General features: G+C 36.6%; 18 protein-coding genes. 1 reads left to right on the top strand and 17 read right to left on the bottom strand.

All coding sequences use genetic code 11. The features are described 5' to 3' along the window. Window positions 1–12: 12 nt before the first annotated feature. Window positions 13–1,626 carry an alpha-glucoside-specific PTS transporter subunit IIBC gene (locus IGJ50_RS13205; protein WP_207121863.1) on the bottom strand — a complete coding sequence of 538 codons (1,614 nt, stop codon included), beginning with the start codon at window positions 1,624–1,626 and terminating at the stop codon, window positions 13–15. Window positions 1,627–1,845: 219 nt separating this feature from the next. After that, complete coding sequence (locus IGJ50_RS13200; RefSeq protein ID WP_207121864.1) at window positions 1,846–2,781, bottom strand: YitT family protein; 936 nt, start codon at window positions 2,779–2,781, stop codon at window positions 1,846–1,848. A gap of 268 nt (window positions 2,782–3,049) precedes the next feature. Between IGJ50_RS13200 and IGJ50_RS13195 the strand changes: the two genes are divergently transcribed. Then, entirely contained in the window at window positions 3,050–3,544 is a 495-nt protein-coding gene (locus tag IGJ50_RS13195; protein WP_069638627.1) for a YajQ family cyclic di-GMP-binding protein, read from the top strand. A gap of 47 nt (window positions 3,545–3,591) precedes the next feature. Here the strand turns inward: IGJ50_RS13195 and IGJ50_RS13190 are convergent, their stop codons facing one another. The 15 genes from IGJ50_RS13190 to IGJ50_RS13120 all read right to left on the bottom strand — a co-directional run bounded on the left by IGJ50_RS13190 (window position 3,592) and on the right by IGJ50_RS13120 (window position 23,260). Next, window positions 3,592–4,557: an asparaginase gene (locus IGJ50_RS13190; RefSeq protein WP_429950822.1), complete on the bottom strand. Its 966-nt coding sequence runs from the start codon at window positions 4,555–4,557 to the stop codon at window positions 3,592–3,594. Between the two features lie 181 nt (window positions 4,558–4,738). Continuing rightward, a complete protein-coding gene (locus IGJ50_RS13185) occupies window positions 4,739–7,096 on the bottom strand; it encodes an ATP-dependent DNA helicase (RefSeq protein ID WP_429950820.1) in 2,358 nt (785 codons plus the stop codon). Between the two features lie 149 nt (window positions 7,097–7,245). Further along, window positions 7,246–8,403 carry a bifunctional glutamate N-acetyltransferase/amino-acid acetyltransferase ArgJ gene (argJ, locus tag IGJ50_RS13180; RefSeq protein WP_207121866.1) on the bottom strand — a complete coding sequence of 386 codons (1,158 nt, stop codon included), beginning with the start codon at window positions 8,401–8,403 and terminating at the stop codon, window positions 7,246–7,248. Between the two features lie 354 nt (window positions 8,404–8,757). Beyond that, window positions 8,758–9,438 (bottom strand): Bax inhibitor-1/YccA family protein, encoded by a 681-nt coding sequence (locus IGJ50_RS13175; RefSeq protein ID WP_207120791.1) that lies wholly within the window; start codon window positions 9,436–9,438, stop codon window positions 8,758–8,760. Then, complete coding sequence (locus tag IGJ50_RS13170) at window positions 9,431–9,913, bottom strand: MaoC family dehydratase (RefSeq protein ID WP_069638632.1); 483 nt, start codon at window positions 9,911–9,913, stop codon at window positions 9,431–9,433. The genes IGJ50_RS13175 and IGJ50_RS13170 overlap by 8 nt, the downstream gene beginning before the upstream one ends. 134 nt (window positions 9,914–10,047) lie before the next feature. Further along, window positions 10,048–11,385, bottom strand: a complete 1,338-nt coding sequence (murC, locus tag IGJ50_RS13165) for a UDP-N-acetylmuramate--L-alanine ligase (protein ID WP_207120790.1) — start codon at window positions 11,383–11,385, stop codon at window positions 10,048–10,050. A gap of 217 nt (window positions 11,386–11,602) precedes the next feature. Next, entirely contained in the window at window positions 11,603–12,502 is a 900-nt protein-coding gene (locus tag IGJ50_RS13160) for a hypothetical protein (RefSeq protein ID WP_069638634.1), read from the bottom strand. A 180-nt stretch (window positions 12,503–12,682) separates the two neighbouring features. Then, a complete protein-coding gene (asnS, locus tag IGJ50_RS13155; RefSeq protein WP_069638828.1) occupies window positions 12,683–13,981 on the bottom strand; it encodes an asparagine--tRNA ligase in 1,299 nt (432 codons plus the stop codon). A gap of 49 nt (window positions 13,982–14,030) precedes the next feature. Then, window positions 14,031–15,221 (bottom strand): pyridoxal phosphate-dependent aminotransferase, encoded by a 1,191-nt coding sequence (locus IGJ50_RS13150; RefSeq protein ID WP_429950817.1) that lies wholly within the window; start codon window positions 15,219–15,221, stop codon window positions 14,031–14,033. A gap of 103 nt (window positions 15,222–15,324) precedes the next feature. After that, entirely contained in the window at window positions 15,325–15,831 is a 507-nt protein-coding gene (locus IGJ50_RS13145; RefSeq protein WP_069638636.1) for a DUF5590 domain-containing protein, read from the bottom strand. A 76-nt stretch (window positions 15,832–15,907) separates the two neighbouring features. Then, window positions 15,908–18,676, bottom strand: a complete 2,769-nt coding sequence (locus tag IGJ50_RS13140; RefSeq protein ID WP_429950816.1) for a helicase C-terminal domain-containing protein — start codon at window positions 18,674–18,676, stop codon at window positions 15,908–15,910. Between the two features lie 240 nt (window positions 18,677–18,916). After that, the gene (locus IGJ50_RS13135) at window positions 18,917–19,093 is read right to left on the bottom strand and encodes a hypothetical protein (protein ID WP_429950985.1); all 177 of its coding nucleotides are present in this window, start codon (window positions 19,091–19,093) and stop codon (window positions 18,917–18,919) included. Between the two features lie 212 nt (window positions 19,094–19,305). Then, window positions 19,306–20,016 carry an SDR family NAD(P)-dependent oxidoreductase gene (locus IGJ50_RS13130; protein WP_204638587.1) on the bottom strand — a complete coding sequence of 237 codons (711 nt, stop codon included), beginning with the start codon at window positions 20,014–20,016 and terminating at the stop codon, window positions 19,306–19,308. Between the two features lie 127 nt (window positions 20,017–20,143). Next, window positions 20,144–20,857: a YcjF family protein gene (locus tag IGJ50_RS13125; protein ID WP_069638639.1), complete on the bottom strand. Its 714-nt coding sequence runs from the start codon at window positions 20,855–20,857 to the stop codon at window positions 20,144–20,146. An 855-nt stretch (window positions 20,858–21,712) separates the two neighbouring features. Continuing rightward, a complete protein-coding gene (locus IGJ50_RS13120) occupies window positions 21,713–23,260 on the bottom strand; it encodes a hypothetical protein (protein ID WP_429950814.1) in 1,548 nt (515 codons plus the stop codon). Between the last annotated feature and the right edge of the window lie 39 nt (window positions 23,261–23,299).

Below are 23,299 nucleotides of genomic sequence, written 5' to 3'. Positions count from 1 at the left end.
GCTCCTTTAGCTTTATTCATTTACTTGATTGTCATTTCCTAATGCTAATAAATTCTCAAATTGCTCTCTCACTTGAGGGACATCTAAGCCGACGATTACTTGAAAGGCTGTCCCATTTCTAACAACACCGTGTGCACCACCTTCTTTAAAGACACTATCTGGGGCAACGATTCCTTCCTCTTTCACCGTAATTCTCAAACGAGTCGCACAATTATTGACCTTTTCGATGTTATCACTACCACCAAAAGCTTCTAAATAGACCGCTGCTTGCTCTGTATACTGATTCGCTCCAGCAATCGCTACATCTCCTATAGTTCCAGCTTTTTTTGCCTCCTTATACTCTTTTTTACTATACAATTTAACTTCTTGGTCTTCTTCTCTTCCAGGTGTTGCAAAGTTAAACTTCAAAATCAATGCACGAAAAACGACGAAATAGATCAGTGTGAAGGATAGACCAATAATCAATTGCGTGAAAATCATTCCTTTATGATTTGCAAATAGTGGAATCCAGTTTTTCGCCAATAAATCGATGAAGCCACCACCCATATCCCCTACGACACCAAAGAAATACATCGTCGCAGCCATCGTTGCTGCTAACACAGCATGTAATACAAATAGCGGTGGTGCAACAAATAAAAACGTAAATTCCAACGGTTCCGTAATGCCAGCTAAAACAGCCGTTAAAGTTACAGGAATCAAAATTGCTAAGACCTTTTTCCGCTTATCGGGTTTTGCAGTAAAATAAAATGCCGCTGCAATACCCGGTGAAGCAAAGATCTTTGAATTCCCGTGTAAAGCAAAACCGCCTTGTGGGAATAATTGTTTGATTGGCGTCGTTGTCTGCGCATATTCATTTAAGTGTGCCATCCAGTATTTAGTGATACCATTTTCAACAACTGCCGGACCAAAGACAAACGGTGTGTAAATAAAATGATGTAATCCTGTAGGAATCAAAATTCTTTCTAAGAACGTATACAACCAAACACCAAATGTTCCAGCACTTGCTAAGAAAGTCTGCATCGAACCAATCCCCATTTGAATTTTCGGCCAAATCAGACAAATTAGAAAAGCGATTGGTAACATAGCGAAGAAACCTAAAATCGCAATCAAAGATGATCCCTGAAAGATTCCTAAAAAATCTGGCAATTTAGTATCAAAGTAACGATTATGCAGCCAAACCACAATTGCTGAAATAAAAATAGCACCGATAATACCAGTATCCAGCGTTTTGATCCCCGCAATCATCTTCATTCCACTATCGCCCCCGACTTCTTGGGCAAAATCAACCCCAAAGAACACACCGAAATATTCCAACATACTGCTGATAAAATAATTGCAAGTCAGATAAATCACAAAAGCTTCCATGGCTGCTCGAGCATTGGCCTTTTTAGCTAATCCAATCGGTAAACCAATCACAAACAGCAACTCCATCTGATTAAAAACAGTCCAAGCCCCACTTTCCAAAACAGACCAGACACCATACCAAACGCTTCCTTCATTGGCAATACTTCCAACGATCATTGGATTTTTAAATATAATAGCAAGCGCTACCATAATTCCTGAAAACGAGAATAACAAGACCGGGGTAAACATTGCTCCTCCAAACCGCTGCACTTTCTCCATCACTAGTGAAACACCCTCCTTCTATTTGCTTGTTTTACAAATTAGTTATACCACCGTATGAATACGCTATCAATACTTCAAAGAAGTTCTGGGAAGTCAGTTGTTTGATAGAGAAAAAGTGTCAATGTTTGGGAAATTTACCACATCAATCCTTGACACGCTAAAAAAGTTCATCAAAAATCTGCTTTCAATCAGATTTTTGATGAACTTGAAAGAGTAACGCTATTTCTGTTTTGTTTTATGTTTCTTCATTTCTGGGAAACTTCCAGTACTTTTAAAAATCCGCTGTTCATCTTCATTTGCAAATCGTCCTAGCACAGAATGCGTAGGAATAATATTCATAAACGCATTCTCATCTACTTCATAAACGATTTGTTCCAAATCATACAACTCATAACGCGTAATCACCATCATGATCATCCGTCCTTCAACACCAGAATAACCACCCATCGATGGGAGCAACGTCATCCCTCGAATCATCTGTTTTGAAATGGCTTGTGTTACAACTTCTGGTTGAACGGTTACAATCATCGCGGTGATTTTTTGATGGCTAGTATGGATTGTATCGACTACTTGGGTCATACAATAAATCGAAATAATCGTATACAATGCACTTTCCCAATCAAAAACAAAACCAGCAATTGCCACAATGATTCCGTTGAGCATAAACATATAATTACCAACTGTTTTCCCCGTTGTCTTTGATAGCACCAATGAAATAACATCCATACCGCCAGTTGTAAACCCCATTTTCAAGGACAAACCAGCCCCGATTCCAATCAATACACCACCAGCAATCGCATTCATCAATGGATTCGTCGTTACAACTTCAATTGGGATCAAAATCGTTGTTAAAGAAACCCAGGCAACATTCAAAAAACTATAAATCGTTGACTCTTTACCTAATTTTAAGAATCCTAAAAGAAAAATTGGAATATTCAATAATAAAATAAATAATCCTGTGTCGATTGTAATACCAAGATGTGTATACAATAATGTTGCAATAATTTGCGCGACTCCATTCATTCCCGCCGAAAAAACTTTAGCAGGGATCAAAAAAAAGTTCAAGCTGATCGCTACTAAAATACCGGTAACAAAAATAACTGCAAACTTTTTTACTGTCTCACTTTGTTTATATGTGATGACCCATTTACTCATCTAGAACCTCCCCGTCCTTTATGAAACTGCTCACCCATAGAGCAGTATCTTTATTTCTTAAGAAAAATCCCTCGAATCAGGATAACAGGTTGCTCAAAAAAAGAAAAGAAAAAAAGTAGAAAATGAGGATTATTTTATTCTCTTATTTTAATTAGACACTGGCTTTTCACACCTTTTGTTACTCCAGCTCTCAAAAAAAGATTTAGACTTGTTTCTTCTCTATTTAATGGTACTATAAAAGTAAGAAATAATGAGAGGAGCTTTTCAAATGGCCGCAAAAGAAGCAAGTTTTGATGTAACATCTGAAATAAATATGGAAGAAGTCAAAAACTCGATCCAAATCGCACTGAAAGAAATCAAGAATCGATTTGATTTCAAAGGGTCGATTGCAGATATAAAGTTAGAAAACAATAAACTAGTCGTCATGGCTGAAGATGATTATAAAGTCGAACAAGTGAAAGATGTTTTATTTAGCAAATTAGTGAAACGCGCAGTACCCATTAAAAATATTCACTTCTCAACAAGTGAAAAAGCGCTTGGTGGCGCTGCCCGTCAATATGGTGAGTTGATTAGTGGCATCGATAAAGAGAATGCCAAAAAAATCAACGTGGCAATCAAAAATTCTGGCATCAAAGTGAAATCTCAAATTCAAGAAGACCAAATCAGAGTGACAGGAAAAAGCCGTGATGATTTGCAAAAAGTGATTGCCTTACTTCGTAATTTAGAATTACCTGTAGAGTTACAATTTACTAATTTCCGTTAAAAAAAATGTATAACTAGCTACTATTTTTTAGCTAGTTATACATTTTTTTATTCACTTAAAAACTCAGATAATTCCTGTCTATTTTTATTACTATTTAGACCAACAATCAAGCGAATTCGAGCTTTTGGCCCATTTAATCCTCTAGAAAAGATAATACCCATTTTCTTCAAATTAACACCACCGCCATCATAATCATAAATGTCTTCAGCAATACCATTAGAACAACGAGAAACTAAGACGATCGGAATATTTCTAGCTAAAAGTCTTTCCAAGGCAGGTAATGTTTCAGGAGGGAGATTACCTGCCCCTAAAGCTTCTATTACGATGCCATCGGTTTGATCGTTGTTCACTAAATCAAACAAGCTGCCATCCATTCCAGCATATGCTTTAATCACATAGACTTCACCAGTGACGCTTTGGACATCACAGACTGATTGCCGACGCACTTCACTAGCGAAAAAAGTTCGTTCCTTCGCAATCATCCCGATGGGGCCGAATGTTGGAGTTCGAAAAGTGGCTACATTTGTTGTATGTGTTTTTGTTACATAACGGGCCGTATGGATTTCATCATTCATTACAACAAGGACCCCTTTATCAAAAGACTCATCTGAACAAGCCGTCCAAACAGCGCTGATAAAATTATATAATCCATCTGTACCAATTTCATTACTGGAACGCATCGCACCTGTTAAGACGATCGGCATTTTATTTTCTAGTGTACTATCTAAAAAATAAGCTGTCTCTTCTAAAGTATCTGTACCATGCGTAATGACTACTCCATCGATCGCTTCAGTATACGCCTTTTGAATCCGTTGCTTTAACTCCAACATTCGTTCTAAGGTCATCTGTGGTGAAGGAATATTGAAAATTGGTTCTACAATCAGGTTTACTTTTCCTGCTAATAATTCTTCTTGGTCTAGCAATGGATTCATGGAATTAGTGGTTACATTTCCATCTGCTTCTTTTGACATTGAAATCGTGCCGCCTGTATGTAATACAAGGATATTTTTCATCTTTCGTCTCCTTATGCTTCGTTAGTTTAGAGGTATTGTAAGCTTTTTCTCAAAAAAGAGCCGATAAACTAAACCTCGGCTGCTTTTATTGCTATACTTTCTTAAAAATAAATACTACTTTCATCAGTCAGTACTTATGTTAGTATACCAGTAAGTGATTGTTTTTCCCATTCTCACTCGATCAGTCTAATGACCAAAATTGTTGCAAGAGTTGTTTTGTCTGTTCTGAAGAATTGGAAGTCTGAACCTGATGCCAATGAGGTGGGAAAAAGCGTTGGACAGCATTTGTTTGAAAACGTTGATCCAACAATAGAACTACACCGCGATCATCTGTATCCCTAATGACTCTGCCAGCAGCCTGCAACACTTTATTCATCCCAGGAATTTGATAAGCAAATTGAAAGCCTTGATTTTTTTCTTGATCATAATAGCCCTTGATTAATTCTTGTTCATGGTTGATCTGAGGTAACCCAACACCCACAATTGCTGTACCAATCAAACGACTCCCTTTTAAATCGATCCCTTCTGAAAAAATACCTCCTAAGACACAAAAACCAAGTAGAGTTTCTGCTGGTTCTGCCACAAAATCGGCTAAAAAGGCCTCCCGCTCCACTTCCGTCATCATGCTTGCTTGAATCTTGGTCTTCACATAAGGATTTTTTTGTCGGAAGAGTTCATAAATGATATCCATATAAGAATAGGAAGGGAAAAATACAAAATAATTTCCTTCTTTTTGCTGGATCATATTCGTCAGACTGTCAACAATTTTCCCATAGCTATGCGCACGTTCTCTGTAAGTCGTTTGGATGTAGCTTTCAACTACTAACAATTGATTTTCTTTTGGAAAAGGACTAGGAATACGATACCGAAGACTGTCCTTCCCTCCACCTAAAACTTCTTGATAATAATCCAACGGCGTTAAACTTGCAGAAAATAAAATACTAGACTTTCCTTTGTCTAGTTTTTGCTGTAATAAGTAGCTAGGATCAATACAAAACTGCTTGACCATGATCTCATGATTCTGGCAATTGACATAGGTACAATAATGGTCATCATACCCTTCACTGATCTTCGTATAATTCAGCAAATCAAAATAAACAGAGAGCATTTGATTGATTTCGGTATGATCTTGATTTTCAGGTAACCACTCCTTGATCGTTTCAGCAAGCGAATAGGCTACTTTGACTAGACTATCGATTGGTGCTTGCTGCTGTATAAAGTCTTTCCCTTCCTCCTTACAGACTTGTTTTATCTTATCAAATTCGTTTTCGATTTTTTTCAGTGCTCGAATCACTTTTATTTGTCTTTTTTCAAGTGTGTTTTTTAAAGTAGAAAACATACTCTTAGACAATACAGCTGAATACATTTCCCGTGAACGATTGACTAGATTATGGACTTCATCTACTAAAAACAAGTTTTCTTTCTCTTCTGCCTGCTCTTCAAAAAAGCGCCTTAGGTAAACAACAGGATCAAATAAATAATTGTAATCACAAATCACTAAATCACACCATAAGCTAACATCCAAAGAAAGTTCAAATGGACACAGTGTGTGCTTACGAGCATAGCGTTCAATAACATCACGAGTAAACTGATCTTCATGATTTAGTAAATCCCACAATCCCTCATTCAAACGATCATAATAACCATTAGCAAATGGACAGGCTTCTGGAATACAATTTCTTTCTGTTAAAAAACAAATTTTATCTTTTGCTGTTACTGTCACACTTTTTAACCGCATTTCCTTTTGCTTCATCGCTTCCACAGCATCTTCTGCAACTTGACGTGTAATTGTTTTAGCCGTTAGATAAAATGCTCTTTCCGCTTGCTCTTCACCGATTGCTTTTAAAGTCGGAAACAAGGTCGATATCGTCTTGCCTGTTCCAGTTGGTGCTTCAACAAACAGTTTTTGGTCGCTTAAGATTGTTTTGTACACAGCAACTGCAAGTTCTCTTTGGCCAGATCGATAATCTCCGTATGGAAAAGGCAACTGCTGTAAAGAATGATTACGTGTCATACGCCAATTCGCTTTAAAAATCAGCCACTGCTCATATTTTTGTGTCAGATCTTCAAAAAAAGTATTCAATTCTTCTTTAGTAAATTCTTTTGTTTGCCTAGTGATTTCTTCTGTCGTTGTTTGATAATAAGTTAATTGTAAAGTAATCACTTCTAAGTCTTCTTGTTGGCAATAGATATGTCCGTAACACATCACTTGATACCAATACATCTCCACTTGTTCTTTCAACAATTCCGAAAAGGCTGGTTCCGATGTCTTGATTTCATCGATCACGGTTCGTTTTTGTTCATCCAGAAAAATGCCATCAGCTCGGCCTTCAATTATGTATGTTTGTTGATTTAATTCTATGTTGATCGCAAGTTTGATTTCCTTTTGATAGTTCTCGCCAGCAGATTTTTGCAGTTTCCGATGGATTTTGGCTCCTTCTAATGCCGTATGCTCACTTGTGTGTCTAGCATCAATACTGCCTTTACGTAAAATAAATTCCACTAATCTGCGAACTGCGATTCTTTGCGTATTTAGCATAGTTCTCCCCACCTATCATCTCCTTATTATAGAACATACATTCGTAAAATAAAAGGGAAAGAATAAGACAAGTTTCGTTTTATCTGCAAGAAAAACGAAAAAATCAGATTGGCTATCTCTCATCACAATCTGATCTTTTTGCGGTTGCTTCAAGTCGAATAATCGCTATTTATTTTAACATAATCATAACTTAAATCACAGCCGATCACTTGAAAACTTTCGGTTCCTTGATGGAGATCGATCGTTAAATAAATCTCATCATTTTGTTCAATATAGGTTGTGATATTGTTACTATTTTGTTGCTCCTCCTTATTATTTGAAAAAATCGGATACTTGCCATAATAGATTTCTACTTTATTTTGGTCAAATAGCAATCCTTCTGTTTTACCAAGAGCCATTGCAATTCGTCCCCAATTAGGATCATTGCCAAACAATGCTGTTTTTACTAATGGCGAATTAATGATCGACTTTCCTGCATTTTTTGCTTGTTCTTGACTTTGCGCATTTTTCACAGTGACAAACATTGTCTTAGTAGCCCCTTCAGCGTCTTTTACAACGGCTAACGCTAATTCCTTACTGATCTGATTTAAGCCAGCTTGTAGCGCTGTTTGTTCAACATCATAATGTCCGCTGGCCAAAAATGCTACGGTATCACTAGTACTTGTATCAGAATCAATACTGATCGTATTAAAAGATTGATCGGCAGCCGCCTTCAGCATCGGATAGATCACCTCTTTGTCCACCTTAGCATCTGTCAAAATATACGCTAGCATTGTTGCCATGTTCGGCTCGATCATACCTGAGCCTTTAACGATCCCTAAAATTGTCGCATCACCGACCTTTAAGCTATGAACCTTGATCCGTTGATCCGTTGTTAAAATAGCGTGAGCAAAATTTTCATAGTTTTGCTCCAATTCAAGCACTTCTTGCGTCAAAAATTCTTCAATCTGTTTAATCGGCAATTGAGGACCGATCACGCCTGTGGACGAAGGTAAAATATTTTCTTGATCGATGGTTAATTTTTCTGCTAGTTTCTCCATGATTTTATATTCATTTGCTCTACCTGTCTTGCCGGTTGCAACATTCGCAATACCGCTGGTCACTACGACCGCTTGTAATTTTCCATCTTTTACATTCTCTTTCCCGATTGGAATACATTCGCCGCAAAATGTATTCTTTGTAAAAACGGCGGCAGCATGACAAAGTTCATCGGCTACAATCAATCCAAAATCTTTTCTTTTTTTCTTAATCCCGACATGCGTCCCATAAAACTTAAACCCTTTTGGTATTTTTTCATACTTTTCCATTTTTTACACCATCCCGTATCATAATCAGCTATATTTTTCTAATTTTATAAAAGTATAAATCAAAGGGCTAAGATAGTCAATGTATTTTATACCAAAATTAACCATAAAAATGTATTTTAATACAATATAAAACCAAAATTAGTGGTAATTTTGAATATAAAAACAAAAAAAGAGGATGAGACATAACTCTATGAGTTACATCCCATCCTCAAGGAATCCCAATAAACAGTGGGAGCAGAAGCAACTCCTTCGGAAATAAACTGAAATTCACGAAAATTTGAAAAACAATTTTCGTGAATTCCTTCTTATTTCTCGGAGTTAAACTCTTCTATCCCAACCTCATTCATCCGTATTTTAATTATTTTTACCGAAAATACGTAAAAATGCTAAGAATAGGTTGATGAAATCAAGATAAAGTTGTAAAGCGAAAAATACAGCTAAGCCAGTTCCAGCTTGACCAGCAGTTTCATTATACACTTGACGAATTCTTTGATTGTCATAAGCTGTAATTCCAGCGAAAATCAACACCATCAAAATTGAAATGAAAAAAGAAACGGCGTTGCTACGTAAGAAGAAGAAATTGATAACCATTGCAATGATAATTCCGATCAAGGCACTATAAGCCGCATGTCCCATTGCTGATAGATCTTTCTTCGTAAACATTCCAACTAATGACATTGCACCAAATGTTGCAGCAGCACTAACAAAAGCGCTAACCACTGTTGCTTGAGCGTACATTAGTAACGTCGCAGAGATTGTTATCCCGTTTAATACCGAATAAACTAAGAAACCGCTAATCGCTAAACTCGGATTTTTTTGTGCTCTAACGCCCAAAAATAACACTAAGCCAATTTGAAGGAGCCATAATCCTATAAATAAAGGTGTGGACTTCAAAAGTGTGACTAAAACAATTGGATAAACGGTCAAAATCAGATACGATACTAATGCGCTGACCCCGATTCCCATTGCTAAAAATGCATATATTTTTGAATAAAATTTATTCAAGCCGACATTTGCTACTGCTCCGTTATTCATTTATATCTCCTTCTTTCTCTTCTAAATCCTCTATTGTCACTTGAGGGGGTTGAACCATTACGACCGCATCAAGTACTCGATCTTCTTCTTCATTGACGACCTCGATCGAAATCGTTACAACGTCTTTCATCTTATCAACCTTGATCACTTCAAACTGGAATGTCAACGTTTCATAATGAAAAACAGGTTCCACAAAGTTGACTGAAAAATTGACCACATGAGAGCCTGGTCCTGGTAAATGTTTTGAAATTGCACTAGTAATGATTCCCATCAGCATGATCGATGGTACGATTGGTTTGCCATATTCTGTTTTTTGGGCATAATCATGTTGGATATATAAGGGATTGGCATCGTTTGTTAAGCCCAAATAAAGAAGTAACTCTTTATCTTCGATCGATTCGGTTAAAGATAGCGAATCGCCTTCCTCAATATCTTCGATGGTTTTGCCTAATTTTCTCGGTTTTCCGATATTCAAATTAGTACACCTCCACTAATGATAAGATAATTGTACCAAAATGACGACAAAAGGCAAGTTAAAAAGAAAGAGTCAGTAGAATCACCCTATGATTCTCCTACTGACTCTTGGAAGTTCAAGCTAAAGGCTCTCTATTATAAAACACTTCTCGTTGTATTACTCAATAATGTTTCATAAGCTTGTTCAAATTTCTGAACATCTCCTGCTCCCATAAAGACCATTACAGCATTTTCATGGTCCAAAAGTGGTGATACATTCTCTTCTTTGATCACTTGTCCGCCTTTTTGGATTTTGTTTCCTAAATCCTCGATTTTGACATCTCCTTGTTGCTCTCTAGCCGAACCAAAAATATCACAAAGATAAACGGCATCCGCTAAATCCAGGGCCTCCGCAAACTCATCCATCAATGCGATCGTCCGAGTAAATGTGTGCGGTTGAAAGACTGCGATGATTTCTTTTTCTGGGTATTTTTGACGTGCTCCATCGATTGTAGCTATAATCTCTGTTGGGTGATGGGCATAATCATCCACGATGATCATATCAGAAACCTTTTTCTCAGTAAAACGGCGTTTTACCCCTTCAAAAGTTAACATTTCCTCAGCCACTTTATTCATATCTAGCTTTTCAAAGTAGGCAACAGCAATCACTCCTAAAGCATTCATGATATTGTGCTGACCGAAAGCCGGTAATACAAAGTGCCCAATCAATTGTTCTTTATGGTAAACGTCAAAAGAAGAACCTTGAGTTGTTCGCTCAATATTTCTAGCTTGGATATCATCTTCGTTTGTTAAGCCATAGTAATAAATCGGAATATCCGTTTCCAACTTGCGTAAATATTTATCGTCACCATAAGCAAAAATTGCTTTTTTAACTTGTTTTGCCATTATTTGAAAGGCAGAAAACACATCTTCAATGCTCTTAAAATAATCAGGATGATCAAAGTCGATATTCGTCATGATTGCATAATCTGGAGAATAGGCTAGAAAATGACGACGATACTCACACGCTTCAAAAGCAAAAAATTCAGCGTTTGGATCGCCATGTCCAGTTCCATCTCCAATTAAATAGCTAGTTGGTGCAATACCAGTCAATACATGGGATAGTAACCCTGTCGTACTTGTCTTCCCATGAGAACCCGTAACGGCAACGCTTGTGTATGGCTGAATGAAACGCCCAATAAAATCATGATAACGAATAATTTCAGCACCTAATTCTTTGGCACGACTTAATTCTTCGTGTGTATCAGGAAATGCATTTCCTGCGATAACAACCATATCTTTTGTAATATTATCCGCATTGAACGGCAAAATCGAAATACCAGCTTTTTCTAAATCACGTTGTGTGAAAAAATACTCGTCAACATCTGATCCTTGCACATGGTACCCTTTTTCAAATAACACAAGTGCCAATGAACTCATTCCTGAACCTTTGATCCCAACAAAATGATGTAATTTATTTTCTTGATTGCTCATTCTAATCCTCTTCTCTTAATATCTATATAAAACGTAGGTTTTTTAAACACTTCTCAAACGTATGCAACCCATTATCGTATAAATTTATGAAATAATCAACTAAAAAATGATCCGTTTATTGCTTGCTCTGTTCAAATTATCTCTCAAAAAAGCACCTATAAAGCTGACAGTAAAAAGCTGAGACAAAACCAACTTTCGTTTTGTCTCAGATAGTGATTTAATTAAAATACTTGCTATTTTCCATCTCCATACTTGAATCTTCAATAATACCACTCAATGATTTATCCAATATGCCCCGTTTTTTTTCATGCTCTGCTTCAGCTACTTTTTGTCCGTATGCTGTTTGACTTTTCGCCTTTTCTTTCGCTGTCTTTAGTTCTTTACGAGAGCGGGGTAATGTATGGCTAATATCGCCTTCTTTGCCAAAGCGTTCCATATCAGGTTTGATTTGTTGATATTGACGTCTTGTGACTGGAATTTCTGGTGATCCTTTTGGGATATTAAATTTTTGAACAGTTGGATCTTCATTGCCTTTTACTTGGAACGCTGCTGGCTCCTCATCAAAAAGTAAATAAGAACTTTGATCTTTTTTCATCGCATCAGTTAATTCTTGCTCTGTTACTACTGGTGTCTGCTCTTCTGGAATCACAGAAGCTGGAATGTATTTCGGCACAAAATAAGAGCGCGTATCGTACGTAAAATCTTTTGAAAATGCCGCTTTATTTTTTTTAGGTGTTTGCTGTGAGCCAAAACCATATGAACTTCTCTTTGGCATCGAACCAAATAAATTCGGCTTTTGCGTTTTTGTGGTTGTTTTATTATGGGTCATCATATAGTTAGGCAGATTAGATTTATGTCGAGCTAGCTCTGCTACTTGTTCTTGACTATGTGAGACATGTTGTTTGTTTGTTTGTGTTGGTTGTTTTGGCATCACTGGCTGCACTGTTACTGGATCGATTACAGGCGCATTTTTTTGTGTTTGCGTTGTTGTTTTAGTAAGCATTGGTTCTTCTTGAAACAATGTACGTTTATTTTCAGAAACTAATTTCACGCCTAAGTCATCATCATAAGCTGGAAAACGAAAATGTTTTCTTTTGATTTGTGTTGGGTTTTCCATTCAAGTCATTCCTTTATTCTACTTTCTGTCAATTCTACCATAAAAAAGGGGAATTCTAAACAATTTACCTTACTTTTTCTAGATTCTTATCTCTAATTTGATCTAGTGAAACATTTTTCTAAAAAAATTAGCCGAAGAAAGAAAATATAACGCTTCTTTCATCGACTAACGATAACAGTTTTATGGATAAATACGGTTTAACAAACGTGGAAATGGGCTTGCTTCACGTACATGTTCGATTCCTGCCAACCAAGTGACCGTACGTTCTAAGCCTAAACCAAATCCTGAATGCGGTACTGAACCATAACGACGTAAATCTAAATACCAAGAATATTCTTTTTCATCTAGATTGTGCTTACGAATTTGTTCTAATAAGTAATCATGATCGATCGCTCTTTCAGAACCACCTATAATTTCTCCGTAACCCTCAGGTGCAATCATATCCGCACAAATCACGACATCATCCCGAGTTGGATGTGGTTTCATATAAAAAGCTTTGATTGCTTTTGGATAGTTTAAAATAAAGACTGGACGGTCAAATGAATTTGCGATAAATGTTTCGTGTGGTGAGCCAAAATCATCGCCCCACTCAATATCGTCAAAACCATTTTTCTTCAATAACTCAACTGCTTCATCATAAGAAATACGTGGAAATGGTAATTGTGTATATTTCTTCAAGACTTCTCTATCACGTTCCAACACATCTAAAGCCTGGTCACAATTGTCCAATACACTTTGCACTAAGAAAGCAACGTATTGTTCTTGCACTTCTAAACTTTCTTCTTGATGCATAAAAGCCATTTCTGGTTCGATCATCCAGAACTCGATCAAGTGACGACGCGTTTTTGATTTTTCCGCTCTAAACGTTGGGCCAAATGAAAACACTTTACCAAAAGCTAAGGCTGCTGCTTCCATATATAGTTGTCCACTTTGAGATAAATATGCTTTTTGATCAAAATAGTTTGTTTCAAATAAATCAGTTGTTCCTTCGGCTGTACTTGCAGTTAGGATCGGCGGATCGATTTTAACAAAATTATTGTTGTTAAAAAACTCGTATGTTGCACGAATAATTTCGTTACGGATTTGCATGATTGCATGTTGTCTCGAAGAACGCAACCATAAATGACGATGATCCATCAAAAAGTCTGTTCCGTGTTCTTTTGGTGTAATTGGGTAATCATGGCTTTCACCGATCACTTCAATACCTGTTACACCGATCTCATAACCGAATTTTGAACGGCTGTCTTCTCTGATTTCACCTGTGATCCAAACTGAAGTCTCTTGAGTTAGTCCTTTTGCCAGTTGAAACACTTCTTCTGGTACTTCGCTTTTGACAACGATTCCTTGAAAATAAGCTGTTCCATCACGTAATTGTAGAAAAGCAATTTTTCCACTTGAACGCTTATTCGCAATCCAAGCACCTATTTTTACTGTTTCTCCCACATGATTCTTTGAATCGATAATTTGAATTTGTTCCACGATCGTCTCTCCATCCATTTAGTTTTTACCTATCCCGAATTAAGTCGTTTTATTTTGTTGATTTCTTTTCTATAAAAGCATTAATACGTTTAACAGCTTCTTTTAATGTCTCTAAATCAGTTGCATAACTAATCCGAACATTTTCAGGAGCACCAAAACCCGCACCTGTAACAAGCGCAACTTGAGCCTCTGCTAATAGATCATCGACCCATTTAGTGACATCCGTATAGCCGCACACCGTTAAGGTTTCTTTGATATTTGGAAATAGATAAAACGCACCATGCGGTTTTTCCATTTTAAATCCAGGTAACGCAGCAAACAATGGGTAAATCTCATTCAGACGTGCTTCAAAAGCTTGTCTCATGGTTTCCACGGTATCTTGCTTACCAATCAGTGCTTCAATCGCTGCATATTGACTAACGGCAGTTGGATTGCTTGTTGATTGCGAAGCGATATCATTCATTGCTGAAATAATGGTTGCATCCCCAACCGCGTAGCCAATCCGCCAACCTGTCATCGCATAGCTTTTAGAGACGCCATTGATAATGATCGTCTGTTTTTGAATTGCTTCAGATAAAGTTGCTATTGGGGTGAAAGTGGCTCCATTATAAACTAGTCTGCCATAGATATCATCTGATACGATCAAGATATCATTCAATACAGCCCACTCACCAATTTTACGTAGCTCAGCTTCAGAGTAAATCATTCCAGTTGGATTAGAAGGAGAATTTAAAATCAGTAATTTTGTCTTATTCGTTCTAGCTGCTTCTAGCTGTTCTACGGTTACTTTAAATTCTTTTTCTTGCGCACAGGAGATAAATACGGGAACTCCTTCTGCTAATTTAACTTGTTCACCATAACTTACCCAATATGGAACGGGAATGATCACTTCGTCATTTGGATTCAATACTGCTTGAAATAAAAGATATAATGCAAATTTAGCACCATCTGTGACAATGACATTATTTGCTTCATAACTCAGTTGATAGTAGGTTTCAATGTGCTTGACCACCGCTTCTCGTAATTCCTTGATACCTGCAGAAGGTGTATAGTAACTGGCTTTTCCGCTTTCAATTGCGCAAATAGCTGCTTGTTGAATATTTTTTGGTGTCGTAAAATCTGGTTCGCCAACAGTTAAACTTAGAACATCTTTACCTGCCGCCTTTAATGCATTGGCTTTGGCTGCTGCGGCTAGCGTAACAGAGGGTTCTAATTTCTGTGCACGTTTTGATATGTCCATATGATCGCTCCATTCATTTTTTATCAGAACCTTGGACGAAGTCTCTACTGTCGTCGTCAATCTCTTCTTGTTTCATTTAAAATAACTCAATCAAATTGTCTCGTCAGACATTTTTAATAACCATAATTTCTTCCGCTTTTTCGAATGATAATAAATAATAACTTAGTAATCCATCATCGTTTTTTGTCACGACTTCCCATGTTGGTTTATCATTATACATGCCTAAACTGACTTTTTGGATACTCTTTTCTTTATAGTCAGTCTCAATGATCTGACGGACTTGCTGTTCGTCTACTCCATCTTTTTGATTCAGTACCGTGATCTTCTCACCTGCTTTGGGTATGATCACTGCAATGGCTTCTCCTTTATCGTCTTTCCCAGTAACACTAAAATAAGTCTCTTTTCTGGTAAACCAATAAAAGTTATCGACTGATTCCAAATGGGCAGATTCTTTTGCAATTTTGGTTGCTTCTCGCTTCGCTTGTGTTCTTGGATGTGTGGAGCGAACATAAAAAATAGCCATCGTCACAATAATCACTAATAAAACTGCGACTATGCTCAAAAGAATCTTGTTTTTTCTTGCTTCATTTCGTTCTTCTTGTTCCTGCAATCGACTCGCCCTTTCCAAACTTACTGGCTACCATTATAGCAGAAAATCAGTACGATTTAATAGATAGCAGCTAAATTTATTTATTTAAGAATTCTTTTAGTTCTGATACTATTTCAGCTAGTGTTTCTTCTTTCATCGGTAGATTCTTTGGTAGAGCTTTTAACATGCGTTTTCCGTATTTAGCCGTTACCAAACGACGATCCAAAACAATCAACGCTCCTTTATCACTATCTGAACGTATCAAGCGTCCTAATGCTTGCCGTAAGCGCAGTGCGGCTTTGGGCAAACTTTCATGCGTAAAGGCTTGAATTCCTTTTTCTTCAAGATAATCATAGCGCGCTTTCACAAAAGGTCGCTTTGGATTTTCAAAAGGCAGACGTGTCACAATCAGAATCGACAATGCCTCTCCTGGCAAATCCACCCCTTCCCAGAAACTATCAGCACCTAGTAAGATACTATTTTTCGACTGTGAAAACCGCTTTAAAATTTTCTCGCGGCTACCACTGATTCCTTGCGCTAAAAGTTCTCTACCTGCATTTAAAAATTGCGGATGTAACCGATAATACACACTACTCAAAATTTCATGTGATGTGAATAATACCAACATAGAACGATCTTGCTGTTGGGCTAGCTCTTGAATCACTGAAGCAATGTATGCCGCAAACTCGGTTCCATTGGCCTGGCTGATTGCAATTGCTTCTTTTGGGATATACAAACGAGCATTTGCTTCATAATCATAAGGATCAGGGAGTGTTTTAAACAAAACATTGGTTAAGCCTAATTTATTAGGGAGATATTTTTTATCATTACCAAATTTTAACGTTCCCCCAGTATACAAAATTCGTTGATATCGATCATACCAAGTTGTTTCTGGTAAAATGCTGGCTTCCAGATCATTGATTGCAAACATGCCATAGCCTTGAGGCGTCACACTATATTCTTTGATCCAACGTGGCTGCCATTCATTGACATACAGATCAAAACTTTCGAATAAAAATTCGATCCGTTCAAAAAATTGTAGCAAACTAACAAAGATAATCCGTTGAGAAGCTGTGTACTTTTCAAGTTGCTCAATAATTGAGCGTCGCAATCTATGTTGAATTTCCTGCATTTCAGTTAAAAGAATTTCGATTTTTTGGATTGAAAGTTCCCCATCCAACGATAATTGATCAAATATAGCCTTAGTTAACAAATTAGGCACAAGAGCTTGCTGATCATTTTTCGGAAATAGTTGATTTATTTCATAAAATAAATCACTAAATTCTTCCACTAAATCACTCAACGCTTTAGCGTAGATACGGAGCAGTCGCTGTTCTTGACTTTCATTTTCAAAAATTTGGTTTACTTGGTCAATTAATTGGTCTTCTTCTAAATAGATAGCTGCCTGCTTTTTAAACGAAATAAAATTAAATTGACGATTCGCAATTTTCCCAGCAATATCAGGCAAGTGATGAGCTTCATCAAGAATTAGATAAGAGCTTTTTGGCAGTATCGGGACTTCTCTTAAGGTTTCTTGCGCTAAAAAGGCATGATTAACGATCAACACATTGCTTTGTTTGACCTTTTTGTAAAGAAAGCGCACAAAATCTTCTTGATACAACGGATCTTGATCTGATAAAAAATCAACACCACGATGCGCAACATCTCTCCAAAAAGCATGATTCAGATTGATCAACTGCAATTCATCTAAGTCCCCTGTTTGTGTTTCCAATAACCAAACCAAGACACCCATTTGATACAAGGCATATTGTTTTTGCTGCACCGGTTTTTTTAATGTGGCTTTAAACCGTTGCAGATCGAGATAATGTCGATGGCTTTTGATGATTGTAGCTTGCAACGGTTTGGGACAAATTTGATTTGCTAACGGAATGTCTTTTTCGATTAATTGATTTTGCAAGACGATTGAGACGGTACTAATAATCACTGGATCCTCAGGTGTTGCTAGATAACTTAGCGGAAATAGATACCCCAACGTTTTTCCTGTGCCAGTTGCAGCTTCAATAAATAAATTCTTATTTTCCTCGTTGGTAAAGTGTTCATAAACTAAATTCATCATTCGGCTTTGCTCTGCTCGATAGCCAATTAGATTTGCAAAAAGTTTTTCTTTAGCCTTTTTCTTTTGTGGGAAGATTGGGTTTCCATATAATTTTTCTTCAAATAATGGAACGGTTTTATTTCTCAAAGCAATTCCTGAAACAACGTGCTGTTGTTTTGAAAGCGGCTGAATATCTTTTTTCATTTCACGATATATTTGGTGAATATAAGCACTAGTATCCATCCCTGTTTGCTGACTCAATGACGCAATAGCTTCCATCGTGATCAAAGGCAATTGACGCATTTTACGTTCGATCAATAATAACAGTTCTGCCGTCACTTGGGCATCACTATCTGCTTGGTGCGGATTATCATGGATCAAGCCTAAACGTTCAGATAAGTCCCCCAAGCGAAAACTCTTTTCTGTCGGTAAAAAGATTTGAGCTAATTCAACTGTATCAATCCCTGGAATTTTTAATTTGGGCGTACCGCATCTGGTTAGCTCCTGTGCTAGAAAAGGATAATCAAAATAAATATTGTGTGCAACAAAAACAGTATCCGCTAATAAATTGTAGATCGTTAACGCAACATCTTCAAAATATGGTGCTTTTTGCACACGTGCATTACTAATACCTGTAAGTTGCTGAATTTGCTTGGAAATGGCCTGATTGGGATTGATATCTGTAGCAAAACGGGAAACGATAACTCCTTCTTGAATCAATACACAGCCGAATTGAATGATCCGATCGACCTTTGGATCGGTACCGGTTGTTTCTATATCAACTACCGCATAGGTCTGTTTGCTTTTCACTGGCTTTTCCCGCCTTTCCTCTATCCTTGAAAATTATACTACAAAATCAAAGTTTTTTTTAGTCTTAGTTTGAATCCTTTTGTTGCAAAGAGATTTTAGTCGTTGATTGAGTAAGTTACGGTTTAGTTATTCTTCAAATATGGCTTTTTTCTATTCAATAAAAGCAGATGACTGGAACGACTTAAACAATTTTTTTAGAATCAAAAAAACTGAGACATGACTCGTAGAGTTATGCTTCAGTCACTTGAAATTTGAATAGCTAGTATAAGCCAAGGCAAAACATTCATGTGTTCCTTCTTCTCCTTGAGACGTTAAAATCATTGGACCTTCTTTTGTAATCACTATGCCATACTCATATTGACAGCTCAAACTACCATCACGTGTTTTAGCACTCCAACCATTTGACTGCAATTCCATTCTCCTAGAACCACTGTTCGCCAAAGTAAGCATCAATTCTTAAAATTAAAATAACTCACTAGCAAATTGCCAACATCAATAATGATTAGAAGAAAGAGAACTGGAAAAAATGGTGCAAAACGTGTTTTTTTAGCATAACATTACTGATACCCATAATGATTTTTGCATCGATGGACAATACTAAAAAACTCGTAGCTTTTTTAAATTCATCTTTATCTCAAATAACCGCCATTGTTTAAATCAAAGGTAGCGCCCGTAAAATGGCTACTCTCATCTGATAAAAGAAAATGTACCGTGTTAGCAACGTCTTTAGCCGTTATCGGCTCTTTGATCAAGTGATGTGCCTGATACTCTTCTTTTCGCCATTCTGGAATTTTTTCCATCATTTTTGTTTCGATCATCGTTGGTGCAATAGCATTAACCAAAACAGTGGGAGAAAAACGTAACGCCAGACTTTTAGTGAGTCCGATAATTGCAGCTTTTGACAGTCCATATAGGGCATCTGAGCTTCCTTCTTGCCCTGAAATAGAAGAAATATTGATGATTTTTCCCTTACGATTATTTGCTTGTAAATGTTGAATGAAGAACTTTGAACAAATCGTGGGACCTTTGATATTGACATTCAATAGAGTATCCATCATTTCCTCATCATACTCGAGAAGACTTAGCGCATTATAAATCCCTGCGTTATTCACCAATGCTACGATAGACTCATCCTCTTTTAACTGCGTAAAAAAACTTTGTACTTCGTTATAATTGCTAATATCAAGAATTTTAGTTTCAATATCAGGCAAATGGTCAAGTGACTTTAATGAATCCGCATTAATATCTATTGCAATAATACCAAACCCTTCCTTTGCGCTTCTTTCGCAAATAGCCGTTCCGAGCCCTCCACCAGCACCCGTTACAATTATCTTTTTCAATTTTATTTCCCTCCCTTTATACGTGTTTACCTTATCTCTTACTGGATACCTTTACAAGCTTCTTTTCAATAAACTAAATCAGTATTGGACTAGATTATTTTACTCAACCATCACTTATGTCCACATTCTATTTTGACTTTTTACTAGAATTTTGCACAGCATTAAATAACGTTTTAAATTGTCCTTTAAAGGTCATTGTTTGTTCGAAGATATCCTCTCCGTCGTTCAACATTTTCACAGTCACCCATCCCAATGTTTCTGTGATTGTACTTGCAACCGTAGCGTTGATTGCAGCGCCTGCGACCGTACCTACTGCGGGAATAAGCTTTATTATATTGCCAACTGCACTTTTGCCCAAACCTACGACTACGATTTCTTTTCCTAAACTTTTGCCCATACTTTCAGACCAAGATTGTCCAAATATTTTATGCAAACGAGCCATCATTGTTAATTGGATAGGAACAAGCAACAATGCATCAGAAAAGGGAATCGGTGAACACCCCACGATTGCAGCTGTTAAAGAGGCTGCATGGATTGTTTTGTGACATTTTTTACGTGTATCATCATCCACTCCTTCTAAAAATTCATCAAAAATGCGATCAAATTGGCTTGTACTTTTTGACACTATATTTTCAGCACGTTTTTTTGATTTCCCATAACTATTTAAAATAATTGATGCTGTTTTTTGAGGGAATTTTTTTATTACTTCAGAAAAAAAAGAGTCAAATTCTTTTTCATCTGCATCTACAGATTTCTGTTCTTTTTCAGAAAGACGTTTTGCCGCTTTTTTTAAGTCTGAATTTTTGTCATCAGTTGTTTTTTTCTTAAAGATTTTCTTCATCCCAATTACCTCCGTTATGATGGTTTATCCTTTTTTTTATATACTAATCATACATTAGAAATCTTATTTTACCAAAGCTCAGCACTTTTGATTCGATAGTTTGCTCGTTATAAAAAAAGGGAAAGATAAACACAGCGACATCGCTACGATCACAACGGTTCAATCTATTTATTTTATATATTTCTTTCATGTAACTCTTTACTATAATATAATCATGTGTACACTAATTTAGCAGATTACTCATTAAAAATAGTAGCTTAAATAGCGCACAGATGATAAATTATCGAGTAAATTACCCGTTAAAATAAGTTCCCCTCCCCACTGTCATATTCTGTGATGGAGATACATCAGAAAGAGTGTTATTATTCAAGACAAAATGATTTATTACAATCAATTTAGATAATGGCGTTATATTCCTTATTTAGTTATAAGAAATATTTCTCTTCTATCCATTTTTTAATTGGAGTATAATCACCCATGGATACAACACTTCGTATTAATAAGTCTTTAAACTTAGGAAAATAGTCTAACCCACTTAAATTTTCCAGTGGAGTTCTATCTGTTACACCGTTTTCTCCTACCGAGTTACCTAAACTTTCAGTCACGGATTGATCAAAAAAGCGAATCATTACTAACAAAATTCATTTTATAACGTACCAACTTTTTATGTCGATTCTCCTTATCATCAGGTTCAGATACCATGCCGGTCGCTTGAAAAAAATGTATTTATACCACTTAACAGCACCTATAATCAATCTTCCAAGCCTGCCAATTTGATCTAATTTCATTAAATGGTTTCTACAAAAAAATAGATAAAGTAGAAACTTAACCTGTTCCTACTTCATCTATTTAAACTTATTTTTCAACTGGCACCATGCTTAGATTTTGCATGTACTGATCCATTAAAATATACCCTTCTAAACGCCGTAGTAAATCAACGGAACAACGAACTTTCTTACCGAATAGAGAACGGCTATAAGCAATTTCTCGCATTTCCTGTAAAAATTCATCTAAAGACGAAACTAATCCACCACAACTTAAACGTCCACAAATCATGACATCTTCTTTGCGTTGTCTTAGAACTTGCCCCCACGAATAATTTAAATATTCTGCTTGATTGATTTGTGCAAGTAAGTCTGAGCGTAAAATACTTTTCTTCTGAGCGGCATTTTTCTTTGTTCCTAAACGCATTCGCTTGTTCATAAAACACAAGTAAATTTCATCTTCTAAATTCTCCATTTCACTTTTGGAAAAATTGGGAATTTTTGCTGGTGCTATTAGCCCTTTACTTGCTTTTAGTTGTTTCGAAAAACGCGGCCAATTACTTGGTGTTGCTTTTTGCGTCTTTTTCTTTTTAAAAACGAGCAAACTAAGATCTAACGGTTGATTTTTCACAACGTTTGCCGCAGAGGTCTTTGCTTCCGCTGATTGGATTACTTGTTCTTTTTCTAACTGTTCACGTTTCAACTTGATTGAATGACGTCCTTTTTTCATAGGAGAAGCTTGTTTGGTCTGTTTCTCATTTTCTGGTTCTTTGATTGGAAAAACTGTAGGATCTTCTTCGGCTTGGAAATCTTCTTGAACTGGTTTTTTCGCCAATTCGTTCTCCAACTTTTTTTCCGGTTCTTCTCCTACTACTTCCTTTGGCTCACCTGTTGTTTCTGTCACTGGTGTAATTGTAACAGATGTTTCATGAGTGTCTTTATCAACCAATTGCGCAGCTACATCTATCACTTCATCGACATCGGCTGTCACAACTTTAGCATCTTCCGTTTTACTTTCTTCAATTACTAACGGTTGTGCCCGTTTAAGATGGATCGTTTGAATACTTCGAGAGATGATGGGATCACTTTTACTTGCATGCAATTCGATTTTCCCCTGATTGATTGTATCAGTTAAATCAGTGATCATTTTGCGTAGACGGAAAATCTCATTTGAAGTCTCAAGCATTTGCTTCATCATACCTTGCACTTCTCCAGAATTTATCCCAGTTTCTCCTTTATAAATCAGAGAACGTTCTTGTTTTTCTAAGCTAATCTCTTCGAACCATTTTTTCAAGTTCATACGAAGTTCTCTTCGTGTTGGTTCAAAACTTCCCATATGCAAGGTATAGTACATCATTTCAGTTTCAACATACATATAGATTTTTTTAACGACTAACTCTTCAAATTCTTCTGTTTCGTCCCAGCTATCGCAAATTGCGTCAAAAAAAGCTTCACCTTCGGCTAAATTTTGATAGTCTTTCGCTAGGTTTAACTTTCGAACTAAATAAAATGAGTAGGGCGTATCTACATTATCGGCATAAATTTCACGACCTAAATAATCTGGATCAACTTCTTTACAAAGATAGGTTGTTTTTTCTTCTTTTTCTGTTTGACGTTGTCGCTTACTAATCGTTCTCACTTCCTCATATTTTTTCCTTTATAAATCGTATCATTTTTT

It is taken from the genome of Enterococcus sp. AZ101, from assembly GCF_050499005.1.
Lineage (GTDB): Bacteria > Bacillota > Bacilli > Lactobacillales > Enterococcaceae > Enterococcus_L > Enterococcus_L ureilyticus.
Note: the sequence above shows the minus strand (reverse complement) of the source record. Positions and strands in the feature narration are given on the sequence as shown.

Coding starts and splice junctions, on each gene's coding strand:
- IGJ50_RS13185 (WP_429950820.1), bottom strand. CDS start 7,096: ATGCTAAATACGCAAAGAATCGCAGTTCGCAGATTAGTGGAATTTATT.
- murC (WP_207120790.1), bottom strand. CDS start 11,385: ATGAGCAATCAAGAAAATAAATTACATCATTTTGTTGGGATCAAAGGT.
- IGJ50_RS13195 (WP_069638627.1), top strand. CDS start 3,050: ATGGCCGCAAAAGAAGCAAGTTTTGATGTAACATCTGAAATAAATATG.
- IGJ50_RS13125 (WP_069638639.1), bottom strand. CDS start 20,857: ATGAAGAAAATCTTTAAGAAAAAAACAACTGATGACAAAAATTCAGAC.
- IGJ50_RS13160 (WP_069638634.1), bottom strand. CDS start 12,502: ATGGAAAACCCAACACAAATCAAAAGAAAACATTTTCGTTTTCCAGCT.
- IGJ50_RS13190 (WP_429950822.1), bottom strand. CDS start 4,557: ATGAAAAATATCCTTGTATTACATACAGGCGGCACGATTTCAATGTCA.
- argJ (WP_207121866.1), bottom strand. CDS start 8,403: ATGGAAAAGTATGAAAAAATACCAAAAGGGTTTAAGTTTTATGGGACG.
- IGJ50_RS13200 (WP_207121864.1), bottom strand. CDS start 2,781: ATGAGTAAATGGGTCATCACATATAAACAAAGTGAGACAGTAAAAAAG.
- IGJ50_RS13135 (WP_429950985.1), bottom strand. CDS start 19,093: ATGGAATTGCAGTCAAATGGTTGGAGTGCTAAAACACGTGATGGTAGT.
- IGJ50_RS13175 (WP_207120791.1), bottom strand. CDS start 9,438: ATGAATAACGGAGCAGTAGCAAATGTCGGCTTGAATAAATTTTATTCA.
- IGJ50_RS13150 (WP_429950817.1), bottom strand. CDS start 15,221: ATGGACATATCAAAACGTGCACAGAAATTAGAACCCTCTGTTACGCTA.